This window comes from Salinicola halophilus (assembly GCF_003206155.1).
GTDB lineage: Bacteria > Pseudomonadota > Gammaproteobacteria > Pseudomonadales > Halomonadaceae > Salinicola > Salinicola halophilus.
The window spans coordinates 826020-852720 of record NZ_PZJV01000001.1 but is presented as its reverse complement, the minus strand read 5'-3'; the positions used below and the strand labels follow the sequence as shown (position 1 = coordinate 852720).

Genomic DNA, 26701 nt, shown 5'->3' with positions numbered 1-26701 from the left:
TGCGGTCTCTGGCGCCTCGCCTGGCGTCGACGACGGCGCCGGTGGTTGATCGACGTTTCGAACCTCACGATCCGATCGACGATCGATGACCCCACAAAGGTGGTAGAGCATGGCGTTGCTGGCAAGTGAGTGGGTCGTCGATTGTCGGCCGGAACGTCTTGAAAACGAGGGAATATCCTCTCGAGTGGCGATGCCTCGCGTGCCTGGCGAGGAGCCGTTCGACGCGAGGAGAGGGGTAGGAGCGAACGGGCGGCGGGGAAGGTGGTAGGCGTGGGACGGTATAGGCATGTGAGGGGACAGGCGAGGGTGTCTCTCGCCGAGGGCTTCGTCGCGGCGGGCGTTCCGCGACGGAGCCGATCGTGCTCAGCTCAGCTCAGCGCATCAGCCAGCTCAGCACCAGCAGGCCGAGCAGTAAGCCGATGACACCGCCGACCACGCCGCCGCGCACCAGGGCGCGGATGCCGTTGATCAGCAGCAGTACGCCGACGACCAGCACGGCGATACTGAAAAGCGAGTCACTGATGCCGAGGGCGCCGGTCAGACCATCGACGAAGCCGTCCATGGAGTCCCACAGTCCGCCGAAAAGGCCGTTGAGCGTCTCGACGATCGTGCGGATGACGTTGCCGATCGCTTCGCCGAGCCAGTTGAAAAAGTCGTTCATGGTTTGCGTTCCTGTCGCTTTGCATTCATCGGATTCGGTGGCCACCGCGTCCTGGCGGTGGCCGCTATCGCTCTCGTTTCAGACTCGGTCGATCGCCCGTCGGCGAGATCGCCCGGGCGCCAAGCCCTTTTCGAACCGAGCTAAGGTGCCTCGGCGTGCTGCTGGTCGCGCAGCCACTGAATCTCGTCGGCCCAGATGGCGGGGTCGACGGTTTCGAGAATCAGCGGGATGTCGTCGGTGCGCTCGTCGCGCATCAGGGCGGCGAAGCCCGCAAGGCCGATATTGCCCTGACCCAGGCTGTGGTGTCGGTCGACGCGGCTGGCGAATTCGCTCTTGGCGTCGTTGAGGTGCATGCCGCGCAGGTAGCGTCGACCCACGATCGACTCGAAACCGTCGAGCATGGCCACGGCGTCCTCGGCGGTGCGCAGGTCGTAGCCGGCGGCGAAGGCGTGGCAGGTATCGATGCAGGCACCCACGCGGTCCTTGTTCTCCACCTGCTCGATGATTGCCGCAAGCTGCTCGAAACGAAACCCCAGGTTCGACCCCTGACCGGCGGTGTTCTCGATCACCGCCACGACGCTGCGGGTCGCCGCGTGGGTCTCGTTGATCGACTCGGCGATTCGCGCCAGGCAGTCGCGCTCGCTGATCTTGCGCAGGTGGCTGCCCGGATGGAAGTTGAGCAGCTCCAGCCCAAGCTGCTCGCAGCGCTGGCACTCGTCGAGGAAGGCGGCACGGGATTTCTCCAGCCCTTCGCGCTCCGGATGCCCCAGATTGATCAGGTAGCTGTCGTGGGGAAGGATCTGCCCCGGGCCGAAGCCGTGCTCGCGGCAGGCGGCCTTGAAGGCGGCGATGGTCGCCTCTTCGAGCGGCTTGGCGTTCCACTGACGCTGGTTCTTCGTGAACAGGGCGAAGGCGTTGGCGCCGATCTCCACGGCTCGGCCGATGGCCCGGTCGACGCCCCCTGCGGCGCTGACGTGCGCTCCGATGGTTTTCATCTGACGATCCACTTGTAAAGGCGGCGCTCAGTCTAGCAGCCGGCGCTCTCTTGCGTCGTAACGTGCCGGCCTCGCGCGCTCAAGGATCGAAAAGTCCGTGCCGATGTAAACTTAGGGGGCGCACTTACCTCGTCCGCTAGGGTTCTCGATCTCAAAACAACAAGCCGCCGAACGCGGCATCGGCACGAGAGGAACATCATGGTTTCGCTTTCATTCCGGCGCGAGCTGCTCGGCGACGTCTATCTCAAGGCCAATCGCGTCATGCGGTGGCTCTTGGGGGCGCTGTTCGTGACCACGCTGGGCATGGCCGGGGTTCACAGCTTGTGGGCGGCGGCGCTGATCGTCGGCCTGCCGGCGACGCTAGGGCCCGTGTTACTGATGCGATGGCTGCCGACGCACCTGTTCACGCGACTGGCGGTCGCCTTCGGACTCATGGTGCATGCGGGACTACAGATCCATCTGCTGCTGGGAATGATCGAAGGGCACTTCGTCATCTTCGCGCTGCTCTCGGCGCTGCTGGCCTACCGGGATTGGCGTCCCCTGGTCGCCGCGGCCGTGACCATCAGCGTCCATCACCTGCTCTTCTGCTATCTGCAGAGCCAGGGGCTGGCTGTCTACGTGATGCCGGGGTCGCATCTGCACGCCTATCTACCGATGGTGTTGATTCACGCCGCTTACGTCGTCGCGCAAACCGCCATTCTCGTACTGCTGGCCAGGCAGAGTGAGCGCGACGCCATCAGCGGCGAGGAGCTCGCGCGATTGAGCCAGCACATCGGGCGGCGCGAAGGGACGTTCGATCTGGGTTTCGACGATGTCTCGATGCAAAGCCGCGTGGGCAACGACTTCAAGCGCACCATGCAGGCCGTGCGCGTAACGCTGAGAGGCGTCGGCGGAACGCTGCGCGAAGTCACGCGAATCAGCGATACGCTTCGCCAGGGCAATGACGAACTCGCCGGTCGCAATCGGCGCCAGGAGTCGGCGCTCGAGCGTACCCAGGAAAAGCTCGACACGCTGGGGCGCTCTGTCCACGACACCAGCGAGCGAAGCGGTCGTGCCAGCGCGCTAGCCGCCGAGTCGGGGCAGGCCGCGGAGGCGGGGGAGGCGCTCTCGACGGCGCTCACCCAGGCCATGCAGCGACTCGAGGAGGGGTCGCTGCGTATCTCGGAGATCACCGAGGTGATCGACGGCATCGCCTTTCAGACCAACATTCTGGCGCTGAACGCGTCGGTGGAAGCGGCCAGAGCCGGCGAAAGCGGGCGTGGTTTCGCCGTGGTCGCCGGCGAGGTCCAGGATCTGGCGAACCGCAGCGCCAGCGCGTCCCGGGAGATTCGCGAGCAGACCGAAATGTCGCGACGCCAGATTCTCGACGGCACCGACAGAGCCGGAGAGGTCGCGCGGAGCATGAGCGATAGCCTCCACAGAGCGCGTACGTTGGCGACACTCGTCGACGAGATCACGATCGCCAGCCGCGAGCAGCGCCAGGATCTCGACGGCGTGAGCGGCGATGTCGCCAGCATCGGGGAGGACACGCAGCACAACGGGGCGCTCGTCGAGTGCGTCTCGCAGACGGCGGCGCAGCTTCAACAGCACTCGCAGGTTCTGCGGGCCAAGCTCGCGGTCTTCGAACTGGGCTTCGAGCGGGATCGCGCGCAGGCATCAAATGACGGGGCTGGCCGCGCCTCTCTTGCGACGCCGAGCGCTGCCAGCGAGCGCCCGGCGAACGCGGGCCTGGGCAACGAGAGCGAAGCGTCGGCTGCGCGCACCCCCTGCGCGGCTGTCTGATCGCGGGTGCGTCATGTCGCGGCGGGGCCTGGGCGTTACCGCGGATTCAAGTCGGCCGTGTCGGCGGCCGATGATTCGAGAGCGGGATCCCAAGATCCCGATACCTCTTCCATCGAAACGAGGATTTCGCCATGGATACTGCGGTGAATGCGGTAGTCGGTAACGCGCTGGCGCTACAGAGTTTCAATCAAGGTCAGGAGGTGCAGAATAACCTGTTGAAACAGTCCTTGGACGGCCAGGCCGCCCACATGGATCAGCTGCTCTCCTCCATCGATCTGGAGCCCGCACTGGCATCGTCCGGGTCGCTCGGCACGCAGATCAATACCTTCGCCTGACCCTTTCGCTCCCTCGGGTAGTCTGCCCGCTGGGGGCCTCTCGGCTCGCTGTCACCCAGCGGTGGGCTCGATCACCCGCGACGGCTTCCCTCATCCGCGACGGCCTTCATTGTCCATTGCCAGTCTTGAGGCAGGACGGCCGACGTGATGATCGCCGGTCGGGAGAGATGAAGTCTTCCGGTGCCGAGGCATCGCATGGCGTGATTCCCAACGTTCAGACTCGCCAGCTGACAAGTTCCGGGCAGTGGGGGCTCGAGAACAGGATTATGGGCGCGGCAGTAACGAGTTGCATACTCATGAGCCGCCGTTTCTTTCTTTCAGTGTGAAAGTCACATTGTCCGAGTTGACGCTCCAACGGCGATCCCTTTTAATCAAAGTGTCGGTGTAATAATCGGTCAATACTGCGATTTGGCGTTTAAATGGACGCAAAATCGCGCGGCGATGAGCCGATACGATTTCGATTCATCGAGCGCGATTCGTCGAAAAGCGACTTGTCAGTTATTGGTTATACCGACGGTCGTTGACCGTCAGCTCGACGGTCCAAGCCCAGTCCAACTTCCGCCAGTTGGCGGCTCGATACATTTTAGGAAATTCGATGCGATTCCAGCGTTCGACGTCACTACAGCTCGCCAATACCGCGAATCATCGCGGTATGCGAGTTCGTGGATCGTCGCGCGTCAGGGATTGAATCGACACCTCGGCCGCGACACCCTTCGCGGCCGAGACCCGAACGTCATTTCCTGTTTTCTTCCGCGATGCGTGTCCGGCCTCCTTTTCAAGGAGATCGGTATCATGATTTTAAAAGCCCTTCTGACTCGACTCGCGTCGATCGGCAAGACAATCCGCAAACGTAACGGGAGTCGTTACCCCGTTTCCGAATTCAGCGATTACACGCTTCGCGATATCGGGCTGCGCCGTGAAGAGGGCAAGATCGTTTCGCGTTTCGAAGCCGAATGGGAAAACCCCGAGCCCGGCAATGCCGGGACGTCAACGACGCCCATTTGCCGCGAGACGACTGAGGCGGGAGCTGCGCGCGCATTCCCCGCAGGCCAGCCCAGCATACGGTGTCCACGGTGCGGAGCCGCCGTGACTTAGCCAGGCCCCGGCCACAAAAAGTGGTCGGGGCTTTTGCGTATGGCTTCGGGCGTCAAGCTTCGCGGGGGAAAATCGCCGTCGTGAAATGCTGACGCCGGGCCCGCCGGGTCAGTACCCCGGGCCGGATTTGGCGGCCTGGGGAAGATCGTGCTTGTAACGCGCGATCGTTTCTCGCGCCGCCTGACAGAGCAGCGAGACGTCGATGCCCACGGCGATGAAGTCGAAACCCCAACCGGCATAGCGCCTGGCATCGGCCTCCGCCGGTGCGAGAATGCCGGCGCGCTTGCCTGCGTCCTTCGTCGCTTTGAGCACACGACGAATCATGGCCTGCACGTCCGGGTGCGAGGGGTTGCCGAGGTGCCCCGCGTCGGTCGAAAGATCCATCGGCCCCACGAAGACGGCATCGATGCCCGGTGTCGCGGCGATCGCTTCTGCATTTTCGACGCCGTTGCGCGATTCGATCTGCGGTATCAGGCAGAGCGCCTCGTGGGCGTGGGTCATGTAGTCGTCCACGCTGTCCCATCGGGTGGCGCGGGTGAGCCCGCCACCGACGCCGCGAATGCCGTTTGGCGGATAGCGCGTCGCGGCCACGAGGCGAGCGGCCTGTTCGGCGTTGTCGACCATGGGAATCATCAGGGACTGGGCGCCGATGTCGAGCAGTCGCTTGATCAGGGCTGGGTCTTGGCTCACGGCACGAACGACCGGCGCGCAGGGGTAGGGCGCGACGGCTTGAAGCTGCGCCAGAATGCTCTGCACCGTATTTGGCGCATGCTCGCCGTCGATGAGCAGCCAGTCGAAGCCGGTGGTGGCGAGAATCTCCGTGGCGTAGCCAGTGGCGAAGCCGGCCCAGCAGCCATAGCGAGTCTCGTCCCCGAGCGATGCCGCGAAAGGATTGGTAGGAAGTTGCACGTGGATGTCGTCCTCGATGACGTGAGGGAGAAAACCCGGCGACATCGACCCGCCGGGCATGATGGCGACGTTCAGCGAGCGAGGTTCATTTCGCCCATGATCTTGCCGAACTTGGCGTCGTCCTCGGCCATCAACGAGGCGAAGTCATCCGCGTCGCGCCAGACCACACCGTAACCCTGTTTGGCCATGAAGTCCTGATAGGCATCGCTGTCGTAGGCCGTTTTCAGCGCGCTCTCGAGCTTGGCGACGACCTCGTCGTCCATGCCTTGCGGGCCGACGATGCCGCGCCAGGCGCCCAGGGTGAAGTCGCTGTCGAGCTGCTCGGCCATCGTCGGGACGTCGGGAAAGTTTTCGAGCCGCTCGGGGGTCATTACGCCCAGGCTGCGAAGCTCTCCGGCGTCGATCATGGCCCGTGCTTCCGGCAGTGACGAGCCCACCAGGTCGACGCTGCCGGAGGCGAGTTCGGTCATCGCCGGGGCCGAACCCTGGCTGGGGATCCAGGTGATCTTGCCCGCTTCGATACCCTGTTCCATCAGAAAACCGTTGAGCGCCACGTGCCAGATACCCCCGAGCCCGGTACCCGACGCGTTGAAGGTGCCCGGCGGGGACTCGCGCACCGCATCGAGAAGGGCGGTCACGCCGTCGTACTCGGCATCCTTTTCGACGGAGAGGCTGGCGGAGTCGAAGTTGATCTGGGCGATCGGCGTGAATGCCTCGTAGGTGAGATCGGTCAGTCCCTGCCAGTGCATCATGGCCACTTCGACCGTCGCCAGGCCAAGGGTGTAACCGTCGGGTCGGGCGTTGGCGATGGCAGTGTGGCCGACCACGCCACTGCCGCCGGTGCGGTTGACGACGTTGATGGTCTGGCCGAGCTCGGCCTCGAGAGACGAGGCGATGATGCGCGCCGTGGCGTCGGTACCGCCGCCCGCGGACCACGGCACGATCAGCGTGATCGGTTTTTCGGGATAGTCTGCCCAGGCGGGCAGCGAGAGCCCGCAGGCGGCGAGCAGCAACAGCGGTGTCAGGCGTTTGGCTGGCATGGAGTCACGACCTCGAGGGCAGCGTCGGCGCGGCGCGTGGTCGACCGCTACCGTATGGATGGGCTAGCCATCCATCTCTTACCAACTGCCGATGCGCGCCACAATTGCGCCATCGTCTAACGCCTCGGGCTAATACACCGGGCTAATATATCGGCCTAGCGCGCGGGGTCGGTGGGAACGCCGCGATGTTCGAAGACGCGTCGCAGTACGAAACTGGTATGGGCGCCGGTCACACCCTCGATCCGATTGATCACGTGCAGCAGCAGGTGCTGGTAGTCGTCCATGTCGCGCACCAGGATCTTGAGCTGAAAGTCCGCCGCTTGTCCGGTGATAATCAGACACTCGACGATCGCCGGGATGTCACGCACCTGACGCTCGAAGTTATCGAAACGTTCCGCCGTGTGCAGATCCATCGAGATGTGCAGCAGCGCCATGAGGTGATAGCCCAACGGGCGTGAATCGACCACGGCACGGTAGCCGAGTATCAGCCCGTTCTCCTCGAGGGCCTTGACTCGCCGCAGGCAGGGGGATGGCGAGAGTCCGATACGCTCGGCCAGCGTCTGGTTGCTGATGCGCCCGTCGCGCTGAAGAATGTCCAAGATGGCGCGGTCATAGCGATCGAGCGACAGCGGTTGAGGCGTCGTCATGAGCAGAATCTGCCTTTTCATTGAATCCAGTGGCTATTCTATGCCAAAAAAGCTCCTCGTGGCGCCGAGATCGCAATATCCTGGCGCCACGAAAGCGATACACTGAACGGGCTGTCACGAGCAGCGCCGGGTTCGGTCGGCATACCCTGTCGCCGATCTCCTTCGCTCGCCGTTACCCACGGCGCTGGAATCGCATTCTCTACTCTCAGGAATTGTCACCATGTCTGCCTTCGACCATCGCGCCTTCGATCACACGAAATATCGTCCGGCTCCCCGCGTGCCTGCTTTCGACCGCCAGTGGCCCGATCGCGATCTCGATCACGCGCCCGTCTGGGTGAGCGAGGATCTGCGCGACGGTAACCAGGCGCTACTCGAGCCGATGAGCGTCGAGCAGAAGAAACGCTTCTGGCATCAGATCGTCAAGGTGGGCATCAAGGAGGTGATGGTCGGCTTTCCCTCGGCGAGCCAGCCGGATTTCGATTTCGTGCGCTGGCTGATCGAGGAAGACCAGATTCCCGACGACGTTACCATCGCCGCGCTGGTGCAGTGTCGCGAGCATCTCATCGAGAAGACCTTCGAATCTCTGGTCGGGGCCAAGCGGGCCATCGTCCACCTCTACAACTCGACCTCCACCACCCAGCGCGAGCGGGTGTTCGAGATGGATCGCGGCGGCATCGTCGACATTGCCGTACAGGGCGCGACCTGGGTCAAGACCTACTCGGAACGCTACCCGGAGGTCGAGTGGCGCTTCGAGTACACCCCGGAGAGTTTTTCCAGCACCGAGATCGACTTCTCGCTGGCGATCTGTGAAGCGGTCATGGACGTCTGGCAGCCGACGCCGGCCAGCAAGTGCATCCTCAATCTGCCGACCACGGTCGAGGTGGCGGGGCCGCATCACCATGCCGATCAGATCGAGTATTTCTGTCAGAACATCAGCCGACGCGACAGCGTGATCATCTCGGTGCATACGCACAACGACCGCGGCGGCGCGGCGGCCTCCGCGGAGCTTGCGCTGCTGGCCGGCGCCGAGCGCGTCGAGGGGACCTTGCTGGGTAACGGCGAGCGCACCGGCAACATGGACATCGTGACGTTGGCGATGAACCTCTACAGTCAGGGCATCGATCCCGAGCTCGATCTCTCCAACCCCGACGAGATCATCCAGGTGGTGCAGGAGTGCACGGGCATCGCCATGCACCCGCGCCACCCCTGGGTCGGCGAAATGGTCTACACCGCCTTCTCCGGCAGCCACCAGGACGCGATTCGCAAGTCGCTCAAGAAACAGCAGCCCGACGAGCCGTGGCAGGTGGCCTACCTGCCGATCGATCCTCGCGATATCGGCCGCGACTATCAGGCGGTGATTCGGGTCAACAGTCAGTCCGGCAAGGGCGGCATGGCGTTCTTGCTCGAACGGGACTACGGCATCAGCCTACCGCGCTGGATGATGCTGGCGCTGGCCCCCTACGTTCAGCAGGAGAGCGAGGCGCGCGCCAGCGAACTCTCCAGCGAGATCGTTCGCCAGGTGATGTTCGACACCTTTCAGCGCGAAGCACCGCTGTCGCTGGCGGACTACCGCATCTCCAAGGGGCGCGAAGAGGGGATCGAAGTCACCCTCTGGCAGGGTACCGAGACGCTGCGGCTCTCCGGAACCGGCAACGGTGCGATGTCATCCTTCACCGATGCCTGGCAGAAGCACTCCGGTGACAGCGTCGGCATCGTCGACTACAGCGAGCACTCGCTCGGCGGCGACAGCGAGGCCAACGCGATCGCCTTCGTGCAGCTCAACGTGGCCGGCCAGCGCATCTGTGCCGTGGCGGAGGACAGCGATACCGTCAGCGCCTCGTTGAAGGCGGTCATTTCGGGGATCAACCTGGCCCGCGCGCAGACGTCGAGCGCCATGCGCGAACTCGAGGCGAGCGAGTAGCGTTACCCAGCGAGGAGGGCGTTACCCAGCGAGGAGGGCGTTACCCAGCGAGAAGAGCGTTATCCAGCGAGTAGGGCGTTACCCGGCGAATCGCGTGCTGCGCGAGTCGATCGCCACGCCAGAACGAGAAACGGCGCCCCGCGGGGCGCCGTTTCTCGTTCTCCTGTCGCTAGGTCGTGCGCCTCAATTCTCGCTTCGTATCTGCGCGTGGCTGATCAGCGCGAAGATGAAGGTGCCGCCCACCACGTTGCCGGCAAGCGTTGGGAAGCCGAACTTCAGGAAGTAGTCCGCCCAGTTCGCCTGGCCCGCAAAGACCATGTAGAGAACCTCGGTGGAGCCGACGATGATGTGGGTGAACTCGCCGATGGCGACGAGGTAGGTGACGATCAGTATCACCCAGATCTTGGCGTGGCCGGCGGATGGCAGTAGCCATACCATGGTCGCGATCATCCATCCGGCGATGATGCCCTTGGCGAACATCTCGGTGGGCGTGTTCTCGAGTACGTGCTCGCCGAGGGTGATGAACGCCTCGTGCGTCGGCGTCGAGAAGATCGGCAGGGCCAGGATCGCCCAGGCGGAGACGGCGACGCCCACCAGATTGCCGATCAGTACCACCCCCCAGAGTCGCAGGAGCTGCATCAGTCGAATGATTCGCGGCTGGCTCATCACCGGGATCACCGCGGTGACGGTGTTCTCGGTGAAGAGCTGCTGGCGGGCCATGATGACCACCAGAAAGCCGACGGTATAACCCAGCGATTCGACGAGAAAGCCAATGTCGCTGTCCGGCAGGTGGGCATGCAGGATGCCTTTCGCGAGCATCGAAAAGCTCATCGACAGGCCGGCAGCCATGGCCGACCAGAACAGCGCCGATACCGTTCGTTCGAGCTCTTTTTCGCCCTCTTCACGAATCGACTTGTGGACTGCGGCGGCGTGGGAGGGAAGCTCCTCCTCGTCCTGCTGGAGGTCGTGTTCGTCGTTTTCGTCTTCCACCCGGCTGGGCGGCGTGAGGTTATCGATTGCTGACAAGCGAGAGTCCTTTTTCGAGGGCGTTGCGAAGGCGGGGGCGTGTCGATTCATCGAGGGTGGGCGCACCGTTTCAACGCGCCGCCGGAGTGTCGTCCACGAGACGATGACGCCTGGCCCACGCGGATCATGTGAACATAGACCGAAAACCGTACGCTTGATAGGGGAGTGATACGTCGCGTCCCTGTGCCGTCGACGAGTATTGGAAGTCATCGGGGTACGCTCGAGGCAGGCGTGCCCGGGCATCGTCGTCCCGATGGGCGCCGCGGCGCAAGCCACCGTTCTCGGCCGCGGGCGAATGGCTTCGACAACGCTTGTCATCGCTGTGCCAGGCGCTAGAGTGGGCGCTCCTTACAGGGTCGTCGAGGTTGTGATGCAGGTCGGAAAACGCCCGCCATTCTGGATATTGATGGGGGCGATCATGCTCTCGCCGCTGGCCATCGATATCTACTTGCCTGCCTTGACTGCCATGGCTCGGGAGTTCGAGCGCTCCTTCGCCGCCCTTCAAGTGACGATCACCCTGTTCCTCCTGAGCGTGGGGCTGGGTCAGATACTCGTGGGACCGCTGGCGGATCGCTACGGGCGACGGCCGGTACTGCTGACCGGGGCGTTGCTCTACGGCACCGGGGCGCTCGCGGGTCTACTGGCAGGCAGTATCGAGGTGCTCTACGCCGCCCGCGTGCTCCAGGGGTTCGGGGCCTGTGCCGCGATCACCGTCGCTTTCGCCGCCATCCGCGACAGCTATTCGCCGGAGGAGGGCGCGCGGCTCTACAGCTATCTCAACGGTTCGCTGACGCTCATTCCCTCGGTCGCGCCGATCCTGGGGGGAGCGTTGACAGTGGCTTTCGGCTGGCGGAGCAATTTTCTGTTCATGATGGCTTTCGCCGCGCTGCTGGCGTTCGGCGCCTGGCGGGTCTTCGGCGAAACGCGGCCAGGCGATACGCCTGCTCGACCCCGGCTCTACGAGTGGCAGCGCTATCGGCCGGTACTTTTCGATGCCGGGTTTCTCTATCACGCGATCATGGTGAGCGTGATGATGGCGGCGATTCTGGTCTATGTATCGGCCGCCCCGGTCATCGTCATGGATCGGCTCGGCCATCCCGAGTGGGTGTTCAGCCTCTGGTTCGGCGCCAACGCCCTGGTCAGCACGATCGCCTTTTTCATCGTGCCGCGCCTCATGGCGCGCTGGGGGCGCGAACGAACCATCCGGCGAGGCCTGTTGGTGGTGAGTGTGGGCGGGGCGCTCATCGCTGCGCTCTACTTCACGCTACCGCTTTCCGTTGCCGTCTTCATGGGGCCGGTGGCACTGCTTTCCGTCGGGTTTTCGATGGTGCTGGGGGCGGCGGCGAGTCTGGCGCTCGAGTCGTTCGCGGACCGGGCGGGCACGGCGGCGGCACTGCTGGGCGCGATTCAGCTCGGCGGCGGTGCGAGCGCGGCGACGCTGATGCTGACCACCCCGCTACCGCCCCAGCTGGGCTTGACGCTGATCTGTACCGGTGGCGGCCTGTTGCTGTGGGCGTTGCGAACGCGCTATCAGGGCGAGATCACCCGCCGCTGACCCGAACCCGCGGCGGGTGCCGGCGGGCCAAGGAATCACGTGCAATCGAGGAGTCGCCATGCTGTCTCAGGCGAGGACGACTCTGAACTAGACTGGAGATAGCCGAACCGCGGCGCCGGCTTCAGTGGAAAGCAACGAGCAGGAAAGCACCCTTGGCTCGGCCAGAGTCAGGGTCCCAGAAGGAATCGATCGATATGGCCACTCATGGCACGGAAAGCACATGGTTGATACTCAATGGAAAGTCGGCACAGCAACCGCAGATTCGCGAGGCCGTGGAATCGCTTCGCAAGGCAGGGCATGCGCTTACGGTTCGTGTGACCTGGGAGGGCGGTGACGGCCTGTGGCTGGTCGAGGAAGCGGTCAAGATGGGGGCGACGCGAGTCATCGCCGGCGGCGGTGATGGCTCCATTAACGAAGTCGGTGCCGGCATCATGCGTCTGGACCCCGCTCGGCGTCCGGCGCTAGCCATCCTTCCGCTTGGCAGCGCGAACGATTTCGCCACCGGCCTGGAACTGCCGATGGAGCCCTATGCCGCGCTCGAGCTGGCCTTGACCGGCAAGTCGCGAGCCATCGATGTCGGAATGCTCGATGACGACCCGTTCGTCAACGTCGCTTCCGGGGGGTTCGGCGCCGAGATCACCACGTCCACCCCGGTAGGGCTCAAGCGACTCCTCGGCGGCGGGGCGTACTCGCTGATGGGAATGCTCAAGGCATGGAACTATCAGCCTTACGAAGGGCATCTGCGCTGGCCTGACGGCGAAACGCGCGTGCCGCTGTTCATGCTGGCGATCGGTAACGGGTGTCAGGCCGGCGGCGGCCAGCGGCTGGCGCCGTCGGCGAAGCTGGACGACGGCCTGCTGGAGCTGCTCTTCGTGCGTCATTTCAATTCGATCGGCGAGCTCAAGCAGATCATCGACGAGCTGGAGAACCTGCCGGAGGACGGCGAGTTCGTGCGCTATCTGCGCGTGCCCTGGATCGAGTTCGAAAGCAACGGGGCCTTCCCGCTCAATCTCGATGGCGAGCCGCGGCGCTACGAACGGTTTCGCGCCTCGCTCGACCGCGACGCGATCGCGCTGGTCGCACCTGCGGAGTGCGAGCTCTTCAGCCGCACGTGACGCCACCCCTTCACTCAACGGAGAACAAAGACGATGGATCCATTCATGCAGGCGGCAATCGACGAAGCGAGCACCGGTCTCGCCGAGGGCGGCGTACCCATTGGTTCAGTGCTGGTGCATCGCGGTGAGATCATCGGTCGCGGACACAATCGTCGTCAGCAGCAGTCCAGCGCCATCCTGCACGGCGAGATGGATGCCCTGGAGAATGCCGGGCGCCTGCCGGCGTCGGTGTATCGCGAGTCGGTGCTCTATACCACGCTGTCACCGTGCTGCATGTGCAGCGGCGCCATTCTGCTCTACGGCATTCCCAAGGTCGTGGTCGGCGAGAATCGAACCTTTCAGGGGGAAGAAGCGCATCTGCGCGACCGCGGCGTCGAAGTGGAAGTGCTGGACGACGAGACGTGTCAGAAGCTGATGACGACCTTCATCGAGGCCCATCCCGAGATCTGGAACGAAGACATCGGCGAGCCCTGAAAGGGCTATCGCGCGTTCATGGGTCTTTGAGTCCTGCGTGCACGCGCCATGTGCGGCAGGGCGGGGCGACTGGCAGCGAAAAGCTGGCGCGCGGGAATTCTGGTTAGGTCACGCCGACGTATCAGGCATTAAAAAGCCCACCGTGATGGTGGGCTTTGCTCAAGGGTGTCAGACGTATCAGCCGGTAACCTTGATGTTTGCGGCCTGAAGGCCTTTTTTGCCCTGAGTGACGTCGAAGGAGACCTTCTGGCCGTCTTGCAGAGTTTTGAAGCCTTCCGCCTGAATTTCGGAGAAGTGCGCGAACAGGTCATCACCGCCGTCGTCCGGAGAGATGAAGCCGTAGCCTTTAGTGTCGTTGAACCATTTGACAGTGCCAGTTGCCATTGTCGATTTCCTTAACTTGCCTATTGATGTAGCTGAGCGATTCGAGGAAACGCCCGAATTGCGCGGTAAGGCGAGGAAGGGAATGCGCTAGAGAAGTTCGACGAGATCGACTACCAACTGACGCCATTCTACCTGCAAACCTACGCAGCGATGGTGCATGTCACGTTCGGAAATCGTCAAGCCGTGTCGACCTGGCGTAACCCGGTGCGTCATCACACATCGCTTTGAAACCTTAGATGGAAATTCGAGCGCCGTCTACACGACGTCAGCGCCTTTTTTTCGGGGGGATCGCGACGCCGAGTATGGTTTTATTCACCCTTTTCGAGAAGGTGGCCGAAGTGTGTGCAATCTCTCTCGCTACTCATCGATCGACGGAATTTTCGACCACCGGATCGATCGATGACGGTAAACGTTCTCGTGGCGCTTCACTGGCGTAGAATACTCGCGCTCGGCGCGTCGCTCGACGCCGCCGGTCGGCATGCAACTTCGACAATCATGGCAGCTCGGGAGCCACAGGCGTGACGCATCAGGAAGTCGTCCTCAACGACACTCACAGCAAGATCATCGGCTACATCCTTTGGGTGTTCGGTTTCACCGGCGCTCACCGTTTCTACTACGGTAAGCCCGTTACCGGCACCATCTGGTTTCTTACCCTGGGTCTGTTCGGCATCGGCTGGCTGATCGACGTGTTCTTGATCCCCGCCATGGATCGCCAGGCGGACCTGCGTTTTCGCGGCGGGCCGGTGAGCTACACGCTCGCCTGGGTTCTGCTGACATTCCTGGGAGTGTTCGGGGTTCATCGGCTCTATATGGGCAAATGGATCACCGGGATCATCTATCTGTTCACCGGCGGCCTGTTTCTCGTCGGCGTTCTCTACGATTTCTGGACGCTCAACGACCAGATCTCGCTCAAACACGCCCGCCGCGGCCTTTGATCGGTATCGCTGAATTGATACCGCCACCGCGATCTCAACCTGCGTCACACGGAGGTGACACTTGGCAGACACGCTCAAACTGACCGACATACTCGAAACGCTCGACGATCGCGTCAAAGACGAAACCATCACCCTTGGCGATATCGTCGAAACGTTCGACTCACGGGGCTTCGGCCCCGTCTTTCTGCTGCCGGCGCTGATCGCCGCGCTGCCGACCGGTGGCGTACCGGGGGTACCGAGTCTATGCGGCATCTTCATTGCACTGATGGCGATTCAGCTGGTCTTCGGGCGACGCAGTCCGTGGCTACCCCGCATGCTTCGCGAGCGGGGCATCAGTCACGACCGCTGGCATCGGGTCACCGAGCGCATCAAACCCTGGACGCGACGCATCGACAAGCTGCTCAAGCCGCGGTTGCAGTGGCTAATGGGGGAGATGGCGCAGCGCCTGCTTGCCGTTCTGCTGACGGTGCTGGGGCTGGGGATGATCCCGCTCGAACTGTTGCCGTTCGCGGCGGCGGTTCCGGCAATCGCCATCGTCAGCATGGCGCTCGGGCTGACCGCAGGTGACGGGCTACTGATGCTGATCGGGCTGTTGGTGACGCTGGGCGGCGGTGTCGGGATCGCCTTCGGCGTGCTGTAATCCCACTCGGCACTCGAGACGTGAAAACGACGACGCCACGCTGATCCGATCAGCGTGGCGTCGTCTTTCAAGGCCCCGCGAGCACGCTGCTCGCGGTTGAGCGTTCTTCGTCACGCCGGCCCGCGACGGCGGCGAGTCGCGCCGCGCCCGACGCTCAGTTACGCGCGATCAAGGTGGCATCGTAGCGGCCTTGGCGCTCCGTCGGCGAGAGCATGGCGACACCCTGGGTGTCACCCTGCTTGGCGAGGCTCTCGAAAATGACCCTATAGGCGAGAACCGCCTGGACGTAGTCTCGTGTCTCGCGAAACGGAATGCTTTCGACGAAACGGTCGAACTCGCTCGGCGCGCTGGCCAGCCAGCGATCCACACGGCCGGGCCCGGCGTTGTAGGCAGCTGTCGCGGCGATGCGATTGCCGCGGTAGCGCTCCAGCATCGACTGGATGTAGCGGCTGCCCAGTCGAATGTTGAGCTGCGGGTCGAATAGTGCTGCGGTCGCCGGTGCGCTGATGCCGAGATCCCGCGCGACGTGATCCGCAGTACCGGGCATCAGCTGCATCAGCCCGCGGGCGCCGACCGGCGACATCGCTGCCGGGTTGAAGGCGCTCTCGCGGCGGGCGATGCCCATCAGCAGATAAGGATCGACCTGGTTGCGCTCGCCCCACTGAAGGAACGAGTCCCGGTACGCGGCGGGGAAGCGCCAGGGTAGAGCATCCCACTGTTTGGCGGCGATCGTCGTCTGGACCGCCATGGCGTACCAGCCCTGACGGATGGCGTAGTCGGCAAGGGCTTCGGCCTGCTCCTCGCTGTCTCTGGCGGCAGCGGTATACCACTCGCTACGCGCCAGCCCCTCTTCACCGATCCGCATCAGTGCCTCGGTTCGCTGCACGACCGGCAGCATCGCCGTCAGCTCCTGCTGCAGCGGTGTGATCCGGGTATCGGCCATCTGCAGGCGATACGGTTGGCCGACACGGTCAGCGGCCGCGAAGCCGAAGAAGTTGCGTTCGTTGGCAGCCAGCGCGTAGGCCTGGCGAGCGGCGTCGTCATCGCCCATCGCCTCGCGGGCACGACCGAGCCAGTACCGCCAGTGCGCGTCCTGACGCGCCTCGGGGGAGAGTGCCTGCACCCAGTGCACGACGTTCGGCCAGTTGCCCGAGGTCACGGCGTTACGAATCCGCAGTTCGATGAGATCCGTATCCGCGAGCCGCGGTAACGTCTCGTCGACCCAGCCCTGATTGTTGCCGACATCGCGGACCATGGAGTAGAAGGCCAGGTCGTGCTCGACCTCGTGGCGTTGTGCCGGGGCGAGATTCACGTGGGGCGACATCTTGCGCCAGGCCTCCAGGGCGGCTTCGGTGTCGGCGCGGGTAAAGGCGTGGAAGGTGGCGGCGATCAGCGCGCCGCTGGCTTCGCCGTCCGGGCCGAGATTCAACGGTACGCCAGTCACGCCCGCATAGTTGCCGCGCATACGTTCGTAGCTCGCGATAGCGGGCTGCCAGCTTGGCGGCAGCTGGTCCGCGAGGTAGTCAGCGAGTCCGCTCTGGCCGTTCTGCCAGGCGAGCATCGTTCGCTCCCAGGTATCCTCGTCGGTGAGCACGCCGCGACGCTTGAGTGTCTCGAAGAGCGTGTCGCAGGCGTCGGGCTGCGAGCTGCCCACGTGCCAGAGCGCTTCGCCCCCTTGCGCCGCCTGGCCGGGGTCGCGGTCGAGTAGCGCCGTGTAGTAGTAGCACTGGCGAATCGTGCTCGACGGTTCGCCGTCGCTGATCGCGAGCAGGTCGTCGAAACGCCCGAGCTGACCGAGGCGCGTCTGCGCGACGCCGCGCATCCAGTCGGCCAGCGGCGAATCGCCGTAGCGTACGAGAAAGTCGTTGATCTCGGCTGCCGACGCGGTGGACAGCCGCGCTTTGAGGCGGTGGTATTCGACGTAGCCGGCGAGAACGTGATCCTGGATCGCGCCCTGATCGATGGCGGAGAAGCGCTGATCGCGGGCGGCATCCAGCGCTCGCTTCATGACGCGATCGCTGTCATCGGTACCGGGCATCGTCGCGGCCGGTAGCGTCAGACTCGTGCCGACCGCGCCGAGACTCAAGGCGCCGGCAAGACACCAGCGCAACCAGCGTGGACGCGAAAACATCGGGGGCATGGCTCTACTCTCTGTCGTCGTCTTGTATCTTGGCTTTCGTTCGCCACCGTCACTGCCAAGCGGGGATGCGCCGTCTATTCTGATAGTCGTCGCGGTGCGTTCTGGTCCGCGTCCGTTACCTGGCGGGTTGCCGATAGCGGAGCGCACGGGTTCGAGCGACGCGAGACGTGGCGTAGTGTGGCATGTTCGTCGCGAGATTGAATCCGGGCGTTGTCGCAACCATATCCTGTCCACCCCGCGGCGATGAAGCGCCGAGCGTGCCTATCACTGGAGTTGCCCATCATGAATCCCTTGCGCCTGTTCTCGCAGTTCTCGCGACTCAAGCAGCGTGGCGGTGCGCTGACGCGAATCGGCCGTGCGTTTCGAATCTTCGGCCCCATGACCGTCGATGTCGCCAAAGGTCGTTATCGCCCCGTCCCCTGGTCGGCGTTCGCGTGGATGGCCCTCGCCCTGGTGTATCTGGTCTCGCCGTTCGATCTGATCCCGGATTTTCTGATGATCATCGGTGTCGTCGACGATATCTTCATCGTCGGCTGGCTGCTTACCCGAGTGGATCGCGCCCTGGCGGACTATCGACGCTGGAAGGGCGTCGAGGAGGACTTCGAAGAGGAGAAGTCCGACGTCGCCGAGTGAGCGAAGCGGGCGGTAGTGGTATCCGGCCGTCAGCGTCGAGCTCACGCGCCCTGCGACGCAGCCTCGGCTGCGTCGTTGTCTTTGAGGGGACCATGCGCCGTGGATGGTTGAAATCCAACCGCCGAGCCCCATATTCACTGGCGTCTTCATTTCGTTCGCTTTATTTCGAAATCGCGTCAAGAGGCTCGTCAATGACTACCGCCACCCATCAAGAAGAAACGCTCGGCTTCCAGACCGAGGTCAAGCAGCTTTTGCATCTGATGATTCACTCCCTGTACTCCAACCGGGAGATCTTTCTACGCGAGTTGATTTCCAACTCGGCGGATGCCTGCGACAAGCTGCGCTACGAAGCGTTGGAAAACGACGCGCTCTACGGCAGCGATGCCGAGCTGCGTATCGAGATCGAACACGATGCCGAGGCCGGCACGGTGACGGTTCGTGATACCGGTATCGGCATGAGCCGAGACGAAGTGATCCAGAATCTCGGCACCATCGCCAAGAGCGGTACGGCAGACTTCCTCAAGCAGCTTTCCGGCGAAAAGCAGAAGGACGCCAAGCTCATCGGCCAGTTCGGTGTCGGTTTCTACTCGGGCTTCATCGTCGCCGATGAAATGGTCGTGCGCACCCGCCGCGCGGATGCGGAGCAGGGCGTGGAGTGGCGCTCCAAGGGCGAGGGCGAATTCACCATCGCCGAAATCGAGCGTCCCGAGCGCGGCACCGAGATCGTGCTGCACCTGAAAGAGGACGCCAAGGAGTTCGCCGACGAGTTCCGCCTCAAGAATCTGGTCCGCAAGTACTCCGATCACATCGATGTGCCGGTGCGCATGCCCAAGGTCGAGAAGGCCCAGGATGACGAGGGCAACGAGATCGAAGGCAGCGAGACCGTCAGTTGGGAGACCGTCAACGAAGCGACTGCGCTCTGGGTGCGTCCGAAAGCGGAGATCAGCGACGACGAGTACAAGACTTTCTACAAGCACATCTCGCACGACTTCAACGACCCGCTCACCTGGAGCCACAACAAGGTCGAGGGCAAGCTCGAGTACACCAGCCTGCTGTATCTGCCGGCCCAGGCGCCGTTCGATCTATACCAGCGTGACGGCGTGCGCGGCCTGAAGCTCTACGTCCAGCGCGTCTTCATCATGGACGACGCCGAAGCGTTCCTGCCGCTCTACCTGCGCTTCGTCAAAGGGGTGCTCGACTCCAAGGATCTGCCGCTCAACGTCTCCCGCGAGCTGCTGCAGAAGTCGCCCCAGGTCGACTCCATGAAGTCCGCGCTGACCAAGCGCGCACTCGACATGCTCAAGAAGCTCGCCAAGGACCCGGACGCCTACCAGACGTTCTGGAACACCTTCGGCAGCGTGCTCAAGGAAGGCCCGGCGGAAGACCACGCCAACCGTGACAAGATCGCAGAACTGCTGCGCTTCTCCACGACCCATACCGACAGCACGACGCAGGACCAGTCGCTCGCCGACTATGTGTCGCGCATGAAGGAAGGCCAGCAGAAGATCTACTACATCGTCGCCGACAGCTTCAACGCGGCGAGCCACAGCCCGCATCTCGAGATCTTCCGCAAGAAGGGCATCGAAGTGGTGCTACTCCACGACCGTATCGACGAGTGGCTGACGAGCCATCTCACCGAGTTCGACGGCAAGGCGCTCGCCGATGTCGCCAAGGGGGATCTCGACCTCGACGACATGGCCGACGAGCAGGAGAAACAGGCGCAGGAAGAGACTGCCAAGGCGAAGGAAGACCTGGTCCAGCGCGTCAAGCAGGCGCTCGGCGACGACGTTCAGGAAGTGCGCGTCACGCACCGCCTGACCGACTCTCCGGCCTGCGTGGTGTTGCCGGAGCACGAGATGGGCTTCCAGATGCGCCGACTGATGGAAGCGGCCGGTCAGGCGTTGCCCGAGGTGAAGCCGATCCTCGAGCTCAACCCCGAGCATGCGCTGGTCAATCGCCTCGAGACGACCGGTAGCGAGACTTTCGACGATCTGGCGCGCATTCTGCTCGACCAGGCCGTGATTGCCGAGGGCGGCCATCTCGACGATCCGGCGGCCTACGTCAAGCGACTGAACACGCTGCTCAGCGCCTGACGCCCGTCAGATCTCGAGCGTCGATCTCCGGTCGACTCGATCGCCGGCCGGCCCGAAAGGGTCGGCCGGCTCCTTTTTGAGGGGTAGGCGCTTGCACGGTTTTTCCTCAAGCGCACGCCCGATTGCTGTTAGTCTTCTTGTCTATTCGCAAAGAGGGAGCGGAAATGTCGCGATCCTCCTCCATGTTCTTTCTAAATCGCCGAATCTTCGAGCGTCTGTCTTCGCGTTGGACGTCGCTGGCACCCACTGTCGCGACTCGCCGCCGTACGCTGGCGTTGACGCTCGGGCTTGCGCTCACCTGGGGCGGCGCATCGCTGTCGCCGGTGGTGCAGGCAGCGCCGACGTCTCAGCTGGCGCCCACGCTACATGGCGAGGTTCAGCCTCCGGCGCTCGATCCGGTCGACGAGCTGCCCGATCTGCGCAAGGTCAAGGCCGGGCCCAAACGCAAGGCGGCGTTTCTGGAACTCGTCGTCCCCCTGGTTCAGGCCGAGAATGCGCGGGTTCAGGCGGATCGCAACTGGCTGGTGGGTATCGAGACTCGCGTCAATCCGCTGCGTGAGGACGAGCGACGTCGACTCGCCGCGCTCTGTGACGACTACGGGGTCGCCTATGACGGCGGCGAGGTCCCTCGCGAACTGCTCGCCCGCGTCAATACCGTGCCGCTGGAGATGGTCGTCATTCAGGCCGTCGAGGAGTCCGGTTGGGGAACGTCGCGTATCGCCCGCCAGAGTAACAACGTCTTCGGCATGCGCTGCTTCAGCGACGGCTGCGGCATCGCCCAGCAGGGCACGTCGCGTCGGTTTCAAGTCTTCGACACGGTGCGCGACGGCGTACACGCCTATCTGCACAACCTCAATACCCACCGCGCCTATGCGCAGCTCCGTCGCGAGCGCAATACGCTGGCGCTTCAGGGTAAGTCGATCTCCGCCGAGCGCCTGATCGGTACGCTGCACAATTACTCCACGTCGCCGGACTATCAGAGCCAGCTGCTCGGCCTGCTGCAGACCAATGGCGATCTCATTCGCCGCCACGGCATCGAAGGCGGGGAAGGGCTGGTCGTGGCTTCGCGCCACCGTCGGGTCTGACGCCGGCGCGCCGCGTGCCTGCTCCGGCACTCGCTCGAGGCCGGGTCCGTTCGGCCGCCGATGCTCGGCTCGCGGATTTTACGACCCCGCCCGCCTTTACGTTAGACTCAAGGTCTTATACGCCAGTCCAGGAGATCGCCATGGCTCGTGACTCGTCTCTCGAGACGTTGACCTTCGATAACGTCTGGTCCCGTTTCCCCGAAGACTTCTTCACGCGCGTCGCGCCCACGCCAAGGGTCGATACGCAGCTTCTCGACGTCAGCCCTACCGGTGCCCGGGCGCTCGGGCTCGACGCCGATACCCTGGATCGCGACTCGCTGACCGCGCTGCTCGGCGGCGAGCGAGTGCTGCCGGGCATGGATCCGCTGGCACAGAAATACACGGGGCACCAGTTCGGTACCTACAATCCGGCGCTCGGCGACGGTCGAGGGCTGCTGCTGGGCGAGGCGATCACGCCCAACGGCCCGATGGATCTGCATTTGAAAGGGGCCGGGGAGACGCCGTACTCGCGCTTTGGCGACGGTCGAGCAGTGCTGCGCTCGTCGATCCGCGAATATCTCGCCGGCGAAGCGATGGCGGGGCTGAAGATTCCCACCACGCTGGCGCTCGCCGTGGCCGTCAATGGCGAGAAGGTGATGCGGGAGCGCGTCGAGCCCGGCGCGACGCTGCTGCGGCTGGCGCAGAGTCACGTTCGCTTCGGCCATTTCGAATGGCTCTACCAGCAGCAGCGCACCGAGGATCTCGAGCGGCTGCTGCGCCACGTGATCGACCGCCATCGGCCCGATCTCGCCCAGCAGGAGGCGCCGCTGGAGGCCATGTTTCGGGACGTGGTGACGCGCACCGCCGAACTGATCGCCCGCTGGCAGGCCTACGGCTTCGTTCATGCGGTGATGAATACCGATAACATGTCGATCCTCGGGTTGACGCTGGACTACGGCCCCTACGCGTTCATGGATCGTTTCGAGCGCGATCTGACGCCGAATCACACCGACGCCACCGGGCGTTACGCCTTCGATCAGCAGCCCGGAGTGGCGCTCTGGAACCTGAGCGTTCTCGGTCAGTCGCTGACGCCGCTGATCGCGACCGAGCGACTGCGCGAGATTCTCGACAGCTACGAGCCGACGCTTCAGTCCGCCTACGCCATTCTGATGCGCGCTCGTCTGGGACTCGAGACCGCCCGGGAGGACGACGGCGAGCTGATCGACGGCTGGCTTGCGCTACTCGAGACAAGCCGTGCGGATTTTCACCGCAGCTTTCGTGCCCTGAGCGATCAGGACGTCGTCGGCGGCCTGTCGCTGACCGACGAAATCGATCATCCCGACCGGGATGCCTGGCTCGAGCGATACCGCGCGCGGCTCGCTTCGGAAACTCGGAGCGATACCGAACGCCTCGCCGCCATGCGCCGGGTCAACCCGCTCTACGTGCTGCGTACCCATCTCGCGCAGCAGGTCATCGAAGCGGCGGCGCAGGGTGATGTCGAGCCGCTGCGCACGTTTCGAACGCTGCTGGCGTCGCCCTTCGAGGCGCAGCCGGGGATGGAGGCCTGGGCCGAGGCGCCGGCGCCGAGCGCCCCGCCGGTGGTGCTCTCCTGCTCCTCGTAAGTGCCGCTTCCCGATGTCGCGTGGACGCACCCTGCCGAATATCTCCGGCGGGGATGCGGCGCAGCCGGTGCGAGTGCCCCGGTGGGGCGCCCCTGAATCGATGAAGGGTACCGGCCGAAAAACCGTGGAATAAGCCATTCGTTATGGCATCGATAACCGGACCGAGAGGTCCGGTTTTTCTTTTTTTATTCATCACGTTATCTGTGAATCAAGACATAACGATTGGCTTATGCAAGCCATAAAATATTGATCAGGTTGGTTTTTCTCCCTGCCGCTTGATCCGCTGCCGCGCTTTGCGAAAGATGGCATCCACTAACCGTCATCACGACACGTCGGTCACGAGCCACAGGAGCCCGAGGGCATGACTCAGCGCGAGCGAGTGAACACGAGCGTCGGCGATTCCGCGTCGACCGGGAGAGAACTGACATTGGCCGTCGCCCGCCAGGCGGGGGGTTCCGCATGAAGGTCGGGGCTGTGAAAGAGCGCGCCAGGGGCGAGGCGCGGGTGGCGCTGACGCCCGAAAGCGCGCGTCAGATGCAGAAGCTCGGCCACGACTGTTTGATCGAGAGTGGCGCCGGCGTGCTCGCCGGCTTCACCGACGACGCCTACCGGGAAGCGGGCGTCGAGGTGGTCGAGAGTGCCGAGGCGCTCTGGACGCGCGCCGAGGTAGTGATCAAGGTGCGCGAGCCCCTGGACGACGAGGTCGGTCGGCTGCGCCCGGGGCAGACGCTGATCGCTTTCTTCTGGCCGGCGCAGAACGAGGCGCGTCTCGAGGCATGCCGCGCCACTGGCGCCACCGTTCTCGCCATGGATATGGTGCCGCGCATCTCGCGCGCTCAGAAGATGGACGCGCTCTCGAGCACCGCCAACATTGCCGGCTATCGCGCGGTGATCGAGGCGGGGAACCAGTTCGGTCGCTTCTTCACCGGTCAGGTGACCGCCGCCGGCAAGGTGCCGCCAGCGAAGGTGCTGGTGATCGGTGCAGGGGTCGCGGGGCTTGCCGCCATCGGTACCGCGACCAGCCTCGGCGCCGTGGTGCGTGCCTTCGACGTGCGTCCCGAAGTCGCCGAGCAGATCGAATCGATGGGCGCAGAGTTCCTGTTTCTGGATTTCGACGAGGGGCAGGACGGTGCCGGCAGCGGCGGCTATGCCGCCCCCTCGAGCCCGGAGTTTCGCGAAAAGCAGTTGGCACTGTTCCGCGAGCAGGCCGCCGAGGTCGACATCGTCATCACCACGGCGCTGATTCCCGGTCGAGAGGCGCCCAAGCTCTGGCTCGACGATATGGTCGCGGCGATGAAACCGGGCTCGGTGATCGTCGATCTCGCCGCGGAAAAGGGCGGTAACTGCGATGCCACCGTGATGGACAAGCGGGTCGTTACCGACAACGGGGTCATCGTCGTCGGCTATACCGACTTCCCCTCGCGCATGGCGACCCAGGCCTCCTTGCTCTATGCCACCAACGTGCGTCATCTGCTGACCGACCTCACCCCGGAAAAGGACGGGCAGATCGTCCACGACATGGAGGACGATGTGATTCGCGGGACGACCGTGGTCCACGAGTCGCAGGTGACCTTTCCGCCGCCGCCGCCCAAGGTGAAGGCGATCGGGGCGGCCAAGCCGAAGGCGCGGGTCAAGGAGCCGACACCGGAAGAGAAGCGCGCCGCCGCTCACGCAGGTTTCGTGGCCCAGACCCAGCGGCAGGTCGGTCTGCTCGCCGCCGGTGCGGTAACCATGTGGCTGCTGGGGATGGTGGCGCCGGCGTCGTTCATGCAGCACTTCATCGTCTTCGTGCTGGCCTGTTTCATCGGCTTCCAGGTGATCTGGAGTGTGAGTCACTCGCTGCATACGCCATTGATGGCGGTCACCAATGCGATCTCGGGCATCGTCATCCTGGGGGCGATCCTCCAGATAGGCTCCGGGAGCTCGCTGGTGGCGCTGCTGGCGGGACTCTCGGTGCTCATCGCGTCGATCAATATCGTGGGTGGCTTCCTGGTTACCCGACGCATGCTCGCCATGTTCCAGAAATCCTGACCCGCGGAGAGAAATGATGTTGCAACATGAGTTCGTTTCCGCCGCGGCGATCGCGGCGAGTGTCCTGTTCATCCTGTCGCTGGGCGGGTTGAGCAATCAGGAGAAGGCCAAGCGGGCGGTGTGGTACGGCATCGTCGGCATGGGCATCGCCGTCGTTTCCACCATGTTCGGGCCGCGGATCGGCGGTTTCGGCTGGCTGCTGCCGATGATGCTGATCGGTGGCGTCATCGGCGCCTGGCTGGCGCGACGCGTCGAGATGACGGAGATGCCGCAGCTGGTGGCGGCGCTGCACAGCTTCGTCGGGCTGGCGGCAGTCTTCATCGGCTGGAACGCCGAGATGGAGCGCGCCCGAGTGGTAGGCATGCAGGGCGCCGGCGTGATGCGCGACGATCTCTCCGCCTTTGCCGCGACGCTCGCGACCAAGACCCCGCTGGAGCTGACGTTTCTGCAGGTCGAGGTCGTGCTCGGCGTGTTCATCGGCGCGGTGACCTTCACCGGCTCGGTGGTGGCGTTCGCCAAGCTCGCCGGCAAGATCGGCGGCAAGCCGCACAAGCTGCCGGGCGGTCATGCGCTCAACGCCGGCGCCGCGCTTGCGTGTCTGATCCTCGCGGTCGCCTACTTCAACGGCGCCGGCATGTGGACGCTGGTAGTGCTGGCGGGGCTTGCGTTCTTCATCGGCTGGCATCTGATCATGGGCATCGGCGGGGCGGACATGCCGGTGGTCGTCTCCATGCTCAACAGCTACTCCGGCTGGGCGGCAGCGGCGATCGGCTTCACGCTCGGAAGCGATCTGCTGATCGTCACCGGGGCGCTGGTCGGCTCCTCCGGGGCGATTCTCTCCTACATCATGTGCAAGGCGATGAATCGTCAGTTCGTCAGCGTGATCCTCGGCGGGTTCGGCACGACCCAGAGCGAAGCGGCGGCGATCGAGGGCGAACAGGTCGCGATCGATACCGGCGGTGTCGCAAGCGCTCTCAACGATGCCGACAGCGTGATCATCGTGCCCGGTTACGGCATGGCGGTGGCGCAGGCGCAGAGCGCGGTGAGCGACCTGGTACGCAAGCTGCGTGGCGCCGGCAAGAACGTTCGCTTCGGCATCCATCCGGTCGCCGGGCGACTGCCGGGACACATGAACGTGCTGCTGGCCGAGGCGCGCGTACCCTACGATATCGTGCTGGAGATGGACGAGATCAACGACGACTTCGCCGGCACCGACGTGGTGATCGTCATCGGCTCCAACGACATCGTCAATCCCGCCGCCCAGGAGGACCCGGGCAGCCCGATCGCCGGCATGCCGGTGCTCAAGGTATGGGAAGCCAAGCAGGTCGTCGTCTGCAAGCGGGGGCAGGGCACGGGATATTCGGGCATCGAGAATCCGCTGTTCTTCAAGGAGAACACCCGCATGCTCTACGGCGACGCCAAGTCCAGCATCGACGCCCTGGTGCCGATGATCGACTGACCAGCGTAAGCAACGCCGGCACCCTCACGAGCAGCACACCCCGTCGCCCACTCGCGTCGGGGTGTTTTCGTTCCCGGGTCGATCGACGATTCTCGACCGCGACGATGCTCACGAGCGATGCGGATCGACGATGCTCGAACGCGAT

Annotated in this window: 23 protein-coding genes; 15 read left to right on the top strand and 8 right to left on the bottom strand. The window is 64.0% G+C overall.

Annotation, left to right across the window (positions count from 1 at the left end; translation table 11 throughout):
* Positions 1 to 373 precede the first annotated feature (373 nt).
* Positions 374 to 661: a hypothetical protein gene (locus tag DOM33_RS03795; RefSeq protein ID WP_110665947.1), complete on the bottom strand. Its 288-nt coding sequence runs from the start codon at positions 659 to 661 to the stop codon at positions 374 to 376.
* Positions 662 to 801: 140 nt separating this feature from the next.
* Positions 802 to 1656: a deoxyribonuclease IV gene (nfo, locus tag DOM33_RS03790; protein ID WP_110665945.1), complete on the bottom strand. Its 855-nt coding sequence runs from the start codon at positions 1654 to 1656 to the stop codon at positions 802 to 804.
* A 198-nt stretch (positions 1657 to 1854) separates the two neighbouring features.
* On the opposite strand from nfo, the gene DOM33_RS03785 reads away from it, so the two are divergent.
* The 3 genes from DOM33_RS03785 to DOM33_RS16115 all read left to right on the top strand — a co-directional run bounded on the left by DOM33_RS03785 (position 1855) and on the right by DOM33_RS16115 (position 4868).
* The gene (locus tag DOM33_RS03785; protein ID WP_110665943.1) at positions 1855 to 3438 is read left to right on the top strand and encodes a methyl-accepting chemotaxis protein; all 1584 of its coding nucleotides are present in this window, start codon (positions 1855 to 1857) and stop codon (positions 3436 to 3438) included.
* A 131-nt stretch (positions 3439 to 3569) separates the two neighbouring features.
* Entirely contained in the window at positions 3570 to 3773 is a 204-nt protein-coding gene (locus DOM33_RS03780; RefSeq protein ID WP_110665941.1) for a putative motility protein, read from the top strand.
* A 792-nt stretch (positions 3774 to 4565) separates the two neighbouring features.
* A complete protein-coding gene (locus DOM33_RS16115) occupies positions 4566 to 4868 on the top strand; it encodes a hypothetical protein (protein WP_162617885.1) in 303 nt (100 codons plus the stop codon).
* Between the two features lie 108 nt (positions 4869 to 4976).
* Here DOM33_RS16115 and DOM33_RS03775 read toward each other — a convergent pair whose 3' ends face one another.
* The 3 genes from DOM33_RS03775 to DOM33_RS03765 all read right to left on the bottom strand — a co-directional run bounded on the left by DOM33_RS03775 (position 4977) and on the right by DOM33_RS03765 (position 7464).
* Positions 4977 to 5777, bottom strand: a complete 801-nt coding sequence (locus DOM33_RS03775; RefSeq protein ID WP_110667499.1) for an HpcH/HpaI aldolase family protein — start codon at positions 5775 to 5777, stop codon at positions 4977 to 4979.
* Positions 5778 to 5848: 71 nt separating this feature from the next.
* Positions 5849 to 6817, bottom strand: a complete 969-nt coding sequence (locus DOM33_RS03770) for a tripartite tricarboxylate transporter substrate binding protein (protein ID WP_110665939.1) — start codon at positions 6815 to 6817, stop codon at positions 5849 to 5851.
* A 155-nt stretch (positions 6818 to 6972) separates the two neighbouring features.
* Positions 6973 to 7464 (bottom strand): Lrp/AsnC family transcriptional regulator, encoded by a 492-nt coding sequence (locus tag DOM33_RS03765; protein WP_110667497.1) that lies wholly within the window; start codon positions 7462 to 7464, stop codon positions 6973 to 6975.
* A gap of 220 nt (positions 7465 to 7684) precedes the next feature.
* On the opposite strand from DOM33_RS03765, the gene DOM33_RS03760 reads away from it, so the two are divergent.
* Positions 7685 to 9385, top strand: a complete 1701-nt coding sequence (locus DOM33_RS03760) for a 2-isopropylmalate synthase (RefSeq protein WP_110665937.1) — start codon at positions 7685 to 7687, stop codon at positions 9383 to 9385.
* Positions 9386 to 9568: 183 nt separating this feature from the next.
* Here DOM33_RS03760 and DOM33_RS03755 read toward each other — a convergent pair whose 3' ends face one another.
* Positions 9569 to 10411 carry a formate/nitrite transporter family protein gene (locus DOM33_RS03755; protein WP_239495254.1) on the bottom strand — a complete coding sequence of 281 codons (843 nt, stop codon included), beginning with the start codon at positions 10409 to 10411 and terminating at the stop codon, positions 9569 to 9571.
* Between the two features lie 370 nt (positions 10412 to 10781).
* Between DOM33_RS03755 and DOM33_RS03750 the strand changes: the two genes are divergently transcribed.
* From DOM33_RS03750 to DOM33_RS03740, 3 genes are all read left to right on the top strand, one after another.
* Entirely contained in the window at positions 10782 to 11966 is a 1185-nt protein-coding gene (locus tag DOM33_RS03750; RefSeq protein WP_239495253.1) for a multidrug effflux MFS transporter, read from the top strand.
* Positions 11967 to 12190: 224 nt separating this feature from the next.
* Positions 12191 to 13081, top strand: a complete 891-nt coding sequence (yegS, locus tag DOM33_RS03745; protein ID WP_338053817.1) for a lipid kinase YegS — start codon at positions 12191 to 12193, stop codon at positions 13079 to 13081.
* 33 nt (positions 13082 to 13114) lie between these two features.
* Positions 13115 to 13555: a nucleoside deaminase gene (locus tag DOM33_RS03740; RefSeq protein ID WP_110665930.1), complete on the top strand. Its 441-nt coding sequence runs from the start codon at positions 13115 to 13117 to the stop codon at positions 13553 to 13555.
* Between the two features lie 177 nt (positions 13556 to 13732).
* Here the strand turns inward: DOM33_RS03740 and DOM33_RS03735 are convergent, their stop codons facing one another.
* Entirely contained in the window at positions 13733 to 13939 is a 207-nt protein-coding gene (locus DOM33_RS03735; RefSeq protein WP_110665928.1) for a cold-shock protein, read from the bottom strand.
* Between the two features lie 518 nt (positions 13940 to 14457).
* Between DOM33_RS03735 and DOM33_RS03730 the strand changes: the two genes are divergently transcribed.
* Complete coding sequence (locus DOM33_RS03730) at positions 14458 to 14874, top strand: NINE protein (RefSeq protein ID WP_110665926.1); 417 nt, start codon at positions 14458 to 14460, stop codon at positions 14872 to 14874.
* Between the two features lie 61 nt (positions 14875 to 14935).
* The gene (locus tag DOM33_RS03725) at positions 14936 to 15514 is read left to right on the top strand and encodes an exopolysaccharide biosynthesis protein (protein ID WP_110665924.1); all 579 of its coding nucleotides are present in this window, start codon (positions 14936 to 14938) and stop codon (positions 15512 to 15514) included.
* A gap of 154 nt (positions 15515 to 15668) precedes the next feature.
* Here the strand turns inward: DOM33_RS03725 and DOM33_RS03720 are convergent, their stop codons facing one another.
* A complete protein-coding gene (locus tag DOM33_RS03720; protein ID WP_239495252.1) occupies positions 15669 to 17654 on the bottom strand; it encodes a transglycosylase SLT domain-containing protein in 1986 nt (661 codons plus the stop codon).
* A 282-nt stretch (positions 17655 to 17936) separates the two neighbouring features.
* Here DOM33_RS03720 and DOM33_RS03715 point away from each other — a divergent pair, with 282 nt between their 5' ends.
* From DOM33_RS03715 to DOM33_RS03690, 6 genes are all read left to right on the top strand, one after another.
* Positions 17937 to 18287, top strand: a complete 351-nt coding sequence (locus DOM33_RS03715) for a YkvA family protein (protein ID WP_110665922.1) — start codon at positions 17937 to 17939, stop codon at positions 18285 to 18287.
* Positions 18288 to 18478: 191 nt separating this feature from the next.
* Entirely contained in the window at positions 18479 to 20380 is a 1902-nt protein-coding gene (gene htpG, locus DOM33_RS03710; RefSeq protein WP_110665920.1) for a molecular chaperone HtpG, read from the top strand.
* Positions 20381 to 20562: 182 nt separating this feature from the next.
* Positions 20563 to 21465: a glucosaminidase domain-containing protein gene (locus tag DOM33_RS03705; protein ID WP_110665918.1), complete on the top strand. Its 903-nt coding sequence runs from the start codon at positions 20563 to 20565 to the stop codon at positions 21463 to 21465.
* A 140-nt stretch (positions 21466 to 21605) separates the two neighbouring features.
* Complete coding sequence (locus DOM33_RS03700) at positions 21606 to 23066, top strand: protein adenylyltransferase SelO (protein ID WP_110665916.1); 1461 nt, start codon at positions 21606 to 21608, stop codon at positions 23064 to 23066.
* 459 nt (positions 23067 to 23525) lie between these two features.
* Entirely contained in the window at positions 23526 to 25097 is a 1572-nt protein-coding gene (locus DOM33_RS03695) for a Re/Si-specific NAD(P)(+) transhydrogenase subunit alpha (RefSeq protein WP_110665914.1), read from the top strand.
* A 16-nt stretch (positions 25098 to 25113) separates the two neighbouring features.
* The gene (locus DOM33_RS03690) at positions 25114 to 26556 is read left to right on the top strand and encodes an NAD(P)(+) transhydrogenase (Re/Si-specific) subunit beta (RefSeq protein WP_110665912.1); all 1443 of its coding nucleotides are present in this window, start codon (positions 25114 to 25116) and stop codon (positions 26554 to 26556) included.
* The last annotated feature ends 145 nt before the right edge of the window (positions 26557 to 26701 follow it).

Excerpts from the sequence above, each read along its gene's own strand:
- DOM33_RS03795 (WP_110665947.1), bottom strand. The coding sequence starts at position 661 with ATGAACGACTTTTTCAACTGGCTCGGCGAAGCGATCGGCAACGTCATC.
- nfo (WP_110665945.1), bottom strand. The coding sequence starts at position 1,656 with ATGAAAACCATCGGAGCGCACGTCAGCGCCGCAGGGGGCGTCGACCGG.
- DOM33_RS03785 (WP_110665943.1), top strand. The coding sequence starts at position 1,855 with ATGGTTTCGCTTTCATTCCGGCGCGAGCTGCTCGGCGACGTCTATCTC.
- DOM33_RS03780 (WP_110665941.1), top strand. The coding sequence starts at position 3,570 with ATGGATACTGCGGTGAATGCGGTAGTCGGTAACGCGCTGGCGCTACAG.
- DOM33_RS16115 (WP_162617885.1), top strand. The coding sequence starts at position 4,566 with ATGATTTTAAAAGCCCTTCTGACTCGACTCGCGTCGATCGGCAAGACA.
- DOM33_RS03770 (WP_110665939.1), bottom strand. The coding sequence starts at position 6,817 with ATGCCAGCCAAACGCCTGACACCGCTGTTGCTGCTCGCCGCCTGCGGG.
- DOM33_RS03765 (WP_110667497.1), bottom strand. The coding sequence starts at position 7,464 with ATGACGACGCCTCAACCGCTGTCGCTCGATCGCTATGACCGCGCCATC.
- DOM33_RS03760 (WP_110665937.1), top strand. The coding sequence starts at position 7,685 with ATGTCTGCCTTCGACCATCGCGCCTTCGATCACACGAAATATCGTCCG.
- DOM33_RS03750 (WP_239495253.1), top strand. The coding sequence starts at position 10,782 with ATGCAGGTCGGAAAACGCCCGCCATTCTGGATATTGATGGGGGCGATC.
- DOM33_RS03740 (WP_110665930.1), top strand. The coding sequence starts at position 13,115 with ATGGATCCATTCATGCAGGCGGCAATCGACGAAGCGAGCACCGGTCTC.
- DOM33_RS03735 (WP_110665928.1), bottom strand. The coding sequence starts at position 13,939 with ATGGCAACTGGCACTGTCAAATGGTTCAACGACACTAAAGGCTACGGC.
- DOM33_RS03720 (WP_239495252.1), bottom strand. The coding sequence starts at position 17,654 with ATGCCCCCGATGTTTTCGCGTCCACGCTGGTTGCGCTGGTGTCTTGCC.
- DOM33_RS03715 (WP_110665922.1), top strand. The coding sequence starts at position 17,937 with ATGAATCCCTTGCGCCTGTTCTCGCAGTTCTCGCGACTCAAGCAGCGT.
- htpG (WP_110665920.1), top strand. The coding sequence starts at position 18,479 with ATGACTACCGCCACCCATCAAGAAGAAACGCTCGGCTTCCAGACCGAG.
- DOM33_RS03705 (WP_110665918.1), top strand. The coding sequence starts at position 20,563 with ATGTTCTTTCTAAATCGCCGAATCTTCGAGCGTCTGTCTTCGCGTTGG.
- DOM33_RS03700 (WP_110665916.1), top strand. The coding sequence starts at position 21,606 with ATGGCTCGTGACTCGTCTCTCGAGACGTTGACCTTCGATAACGTCTGG.
- DOM33_RS03695 (WP_110665914.1), top strand. The coding sequence starts at position 23,526 with ATGAAGGTCGGGGCTGTGAAAGAGCGCGCCAGGGGCGAGGCGCGGGTG.
- DOM33_RS03690 (WP_110665912.1), top strand. The coding sequence starts at position 25,114 with ATGTTGCAACATGAGTTCGTTTCCGCCGCGGCGATCGCGGCGAGTGTC.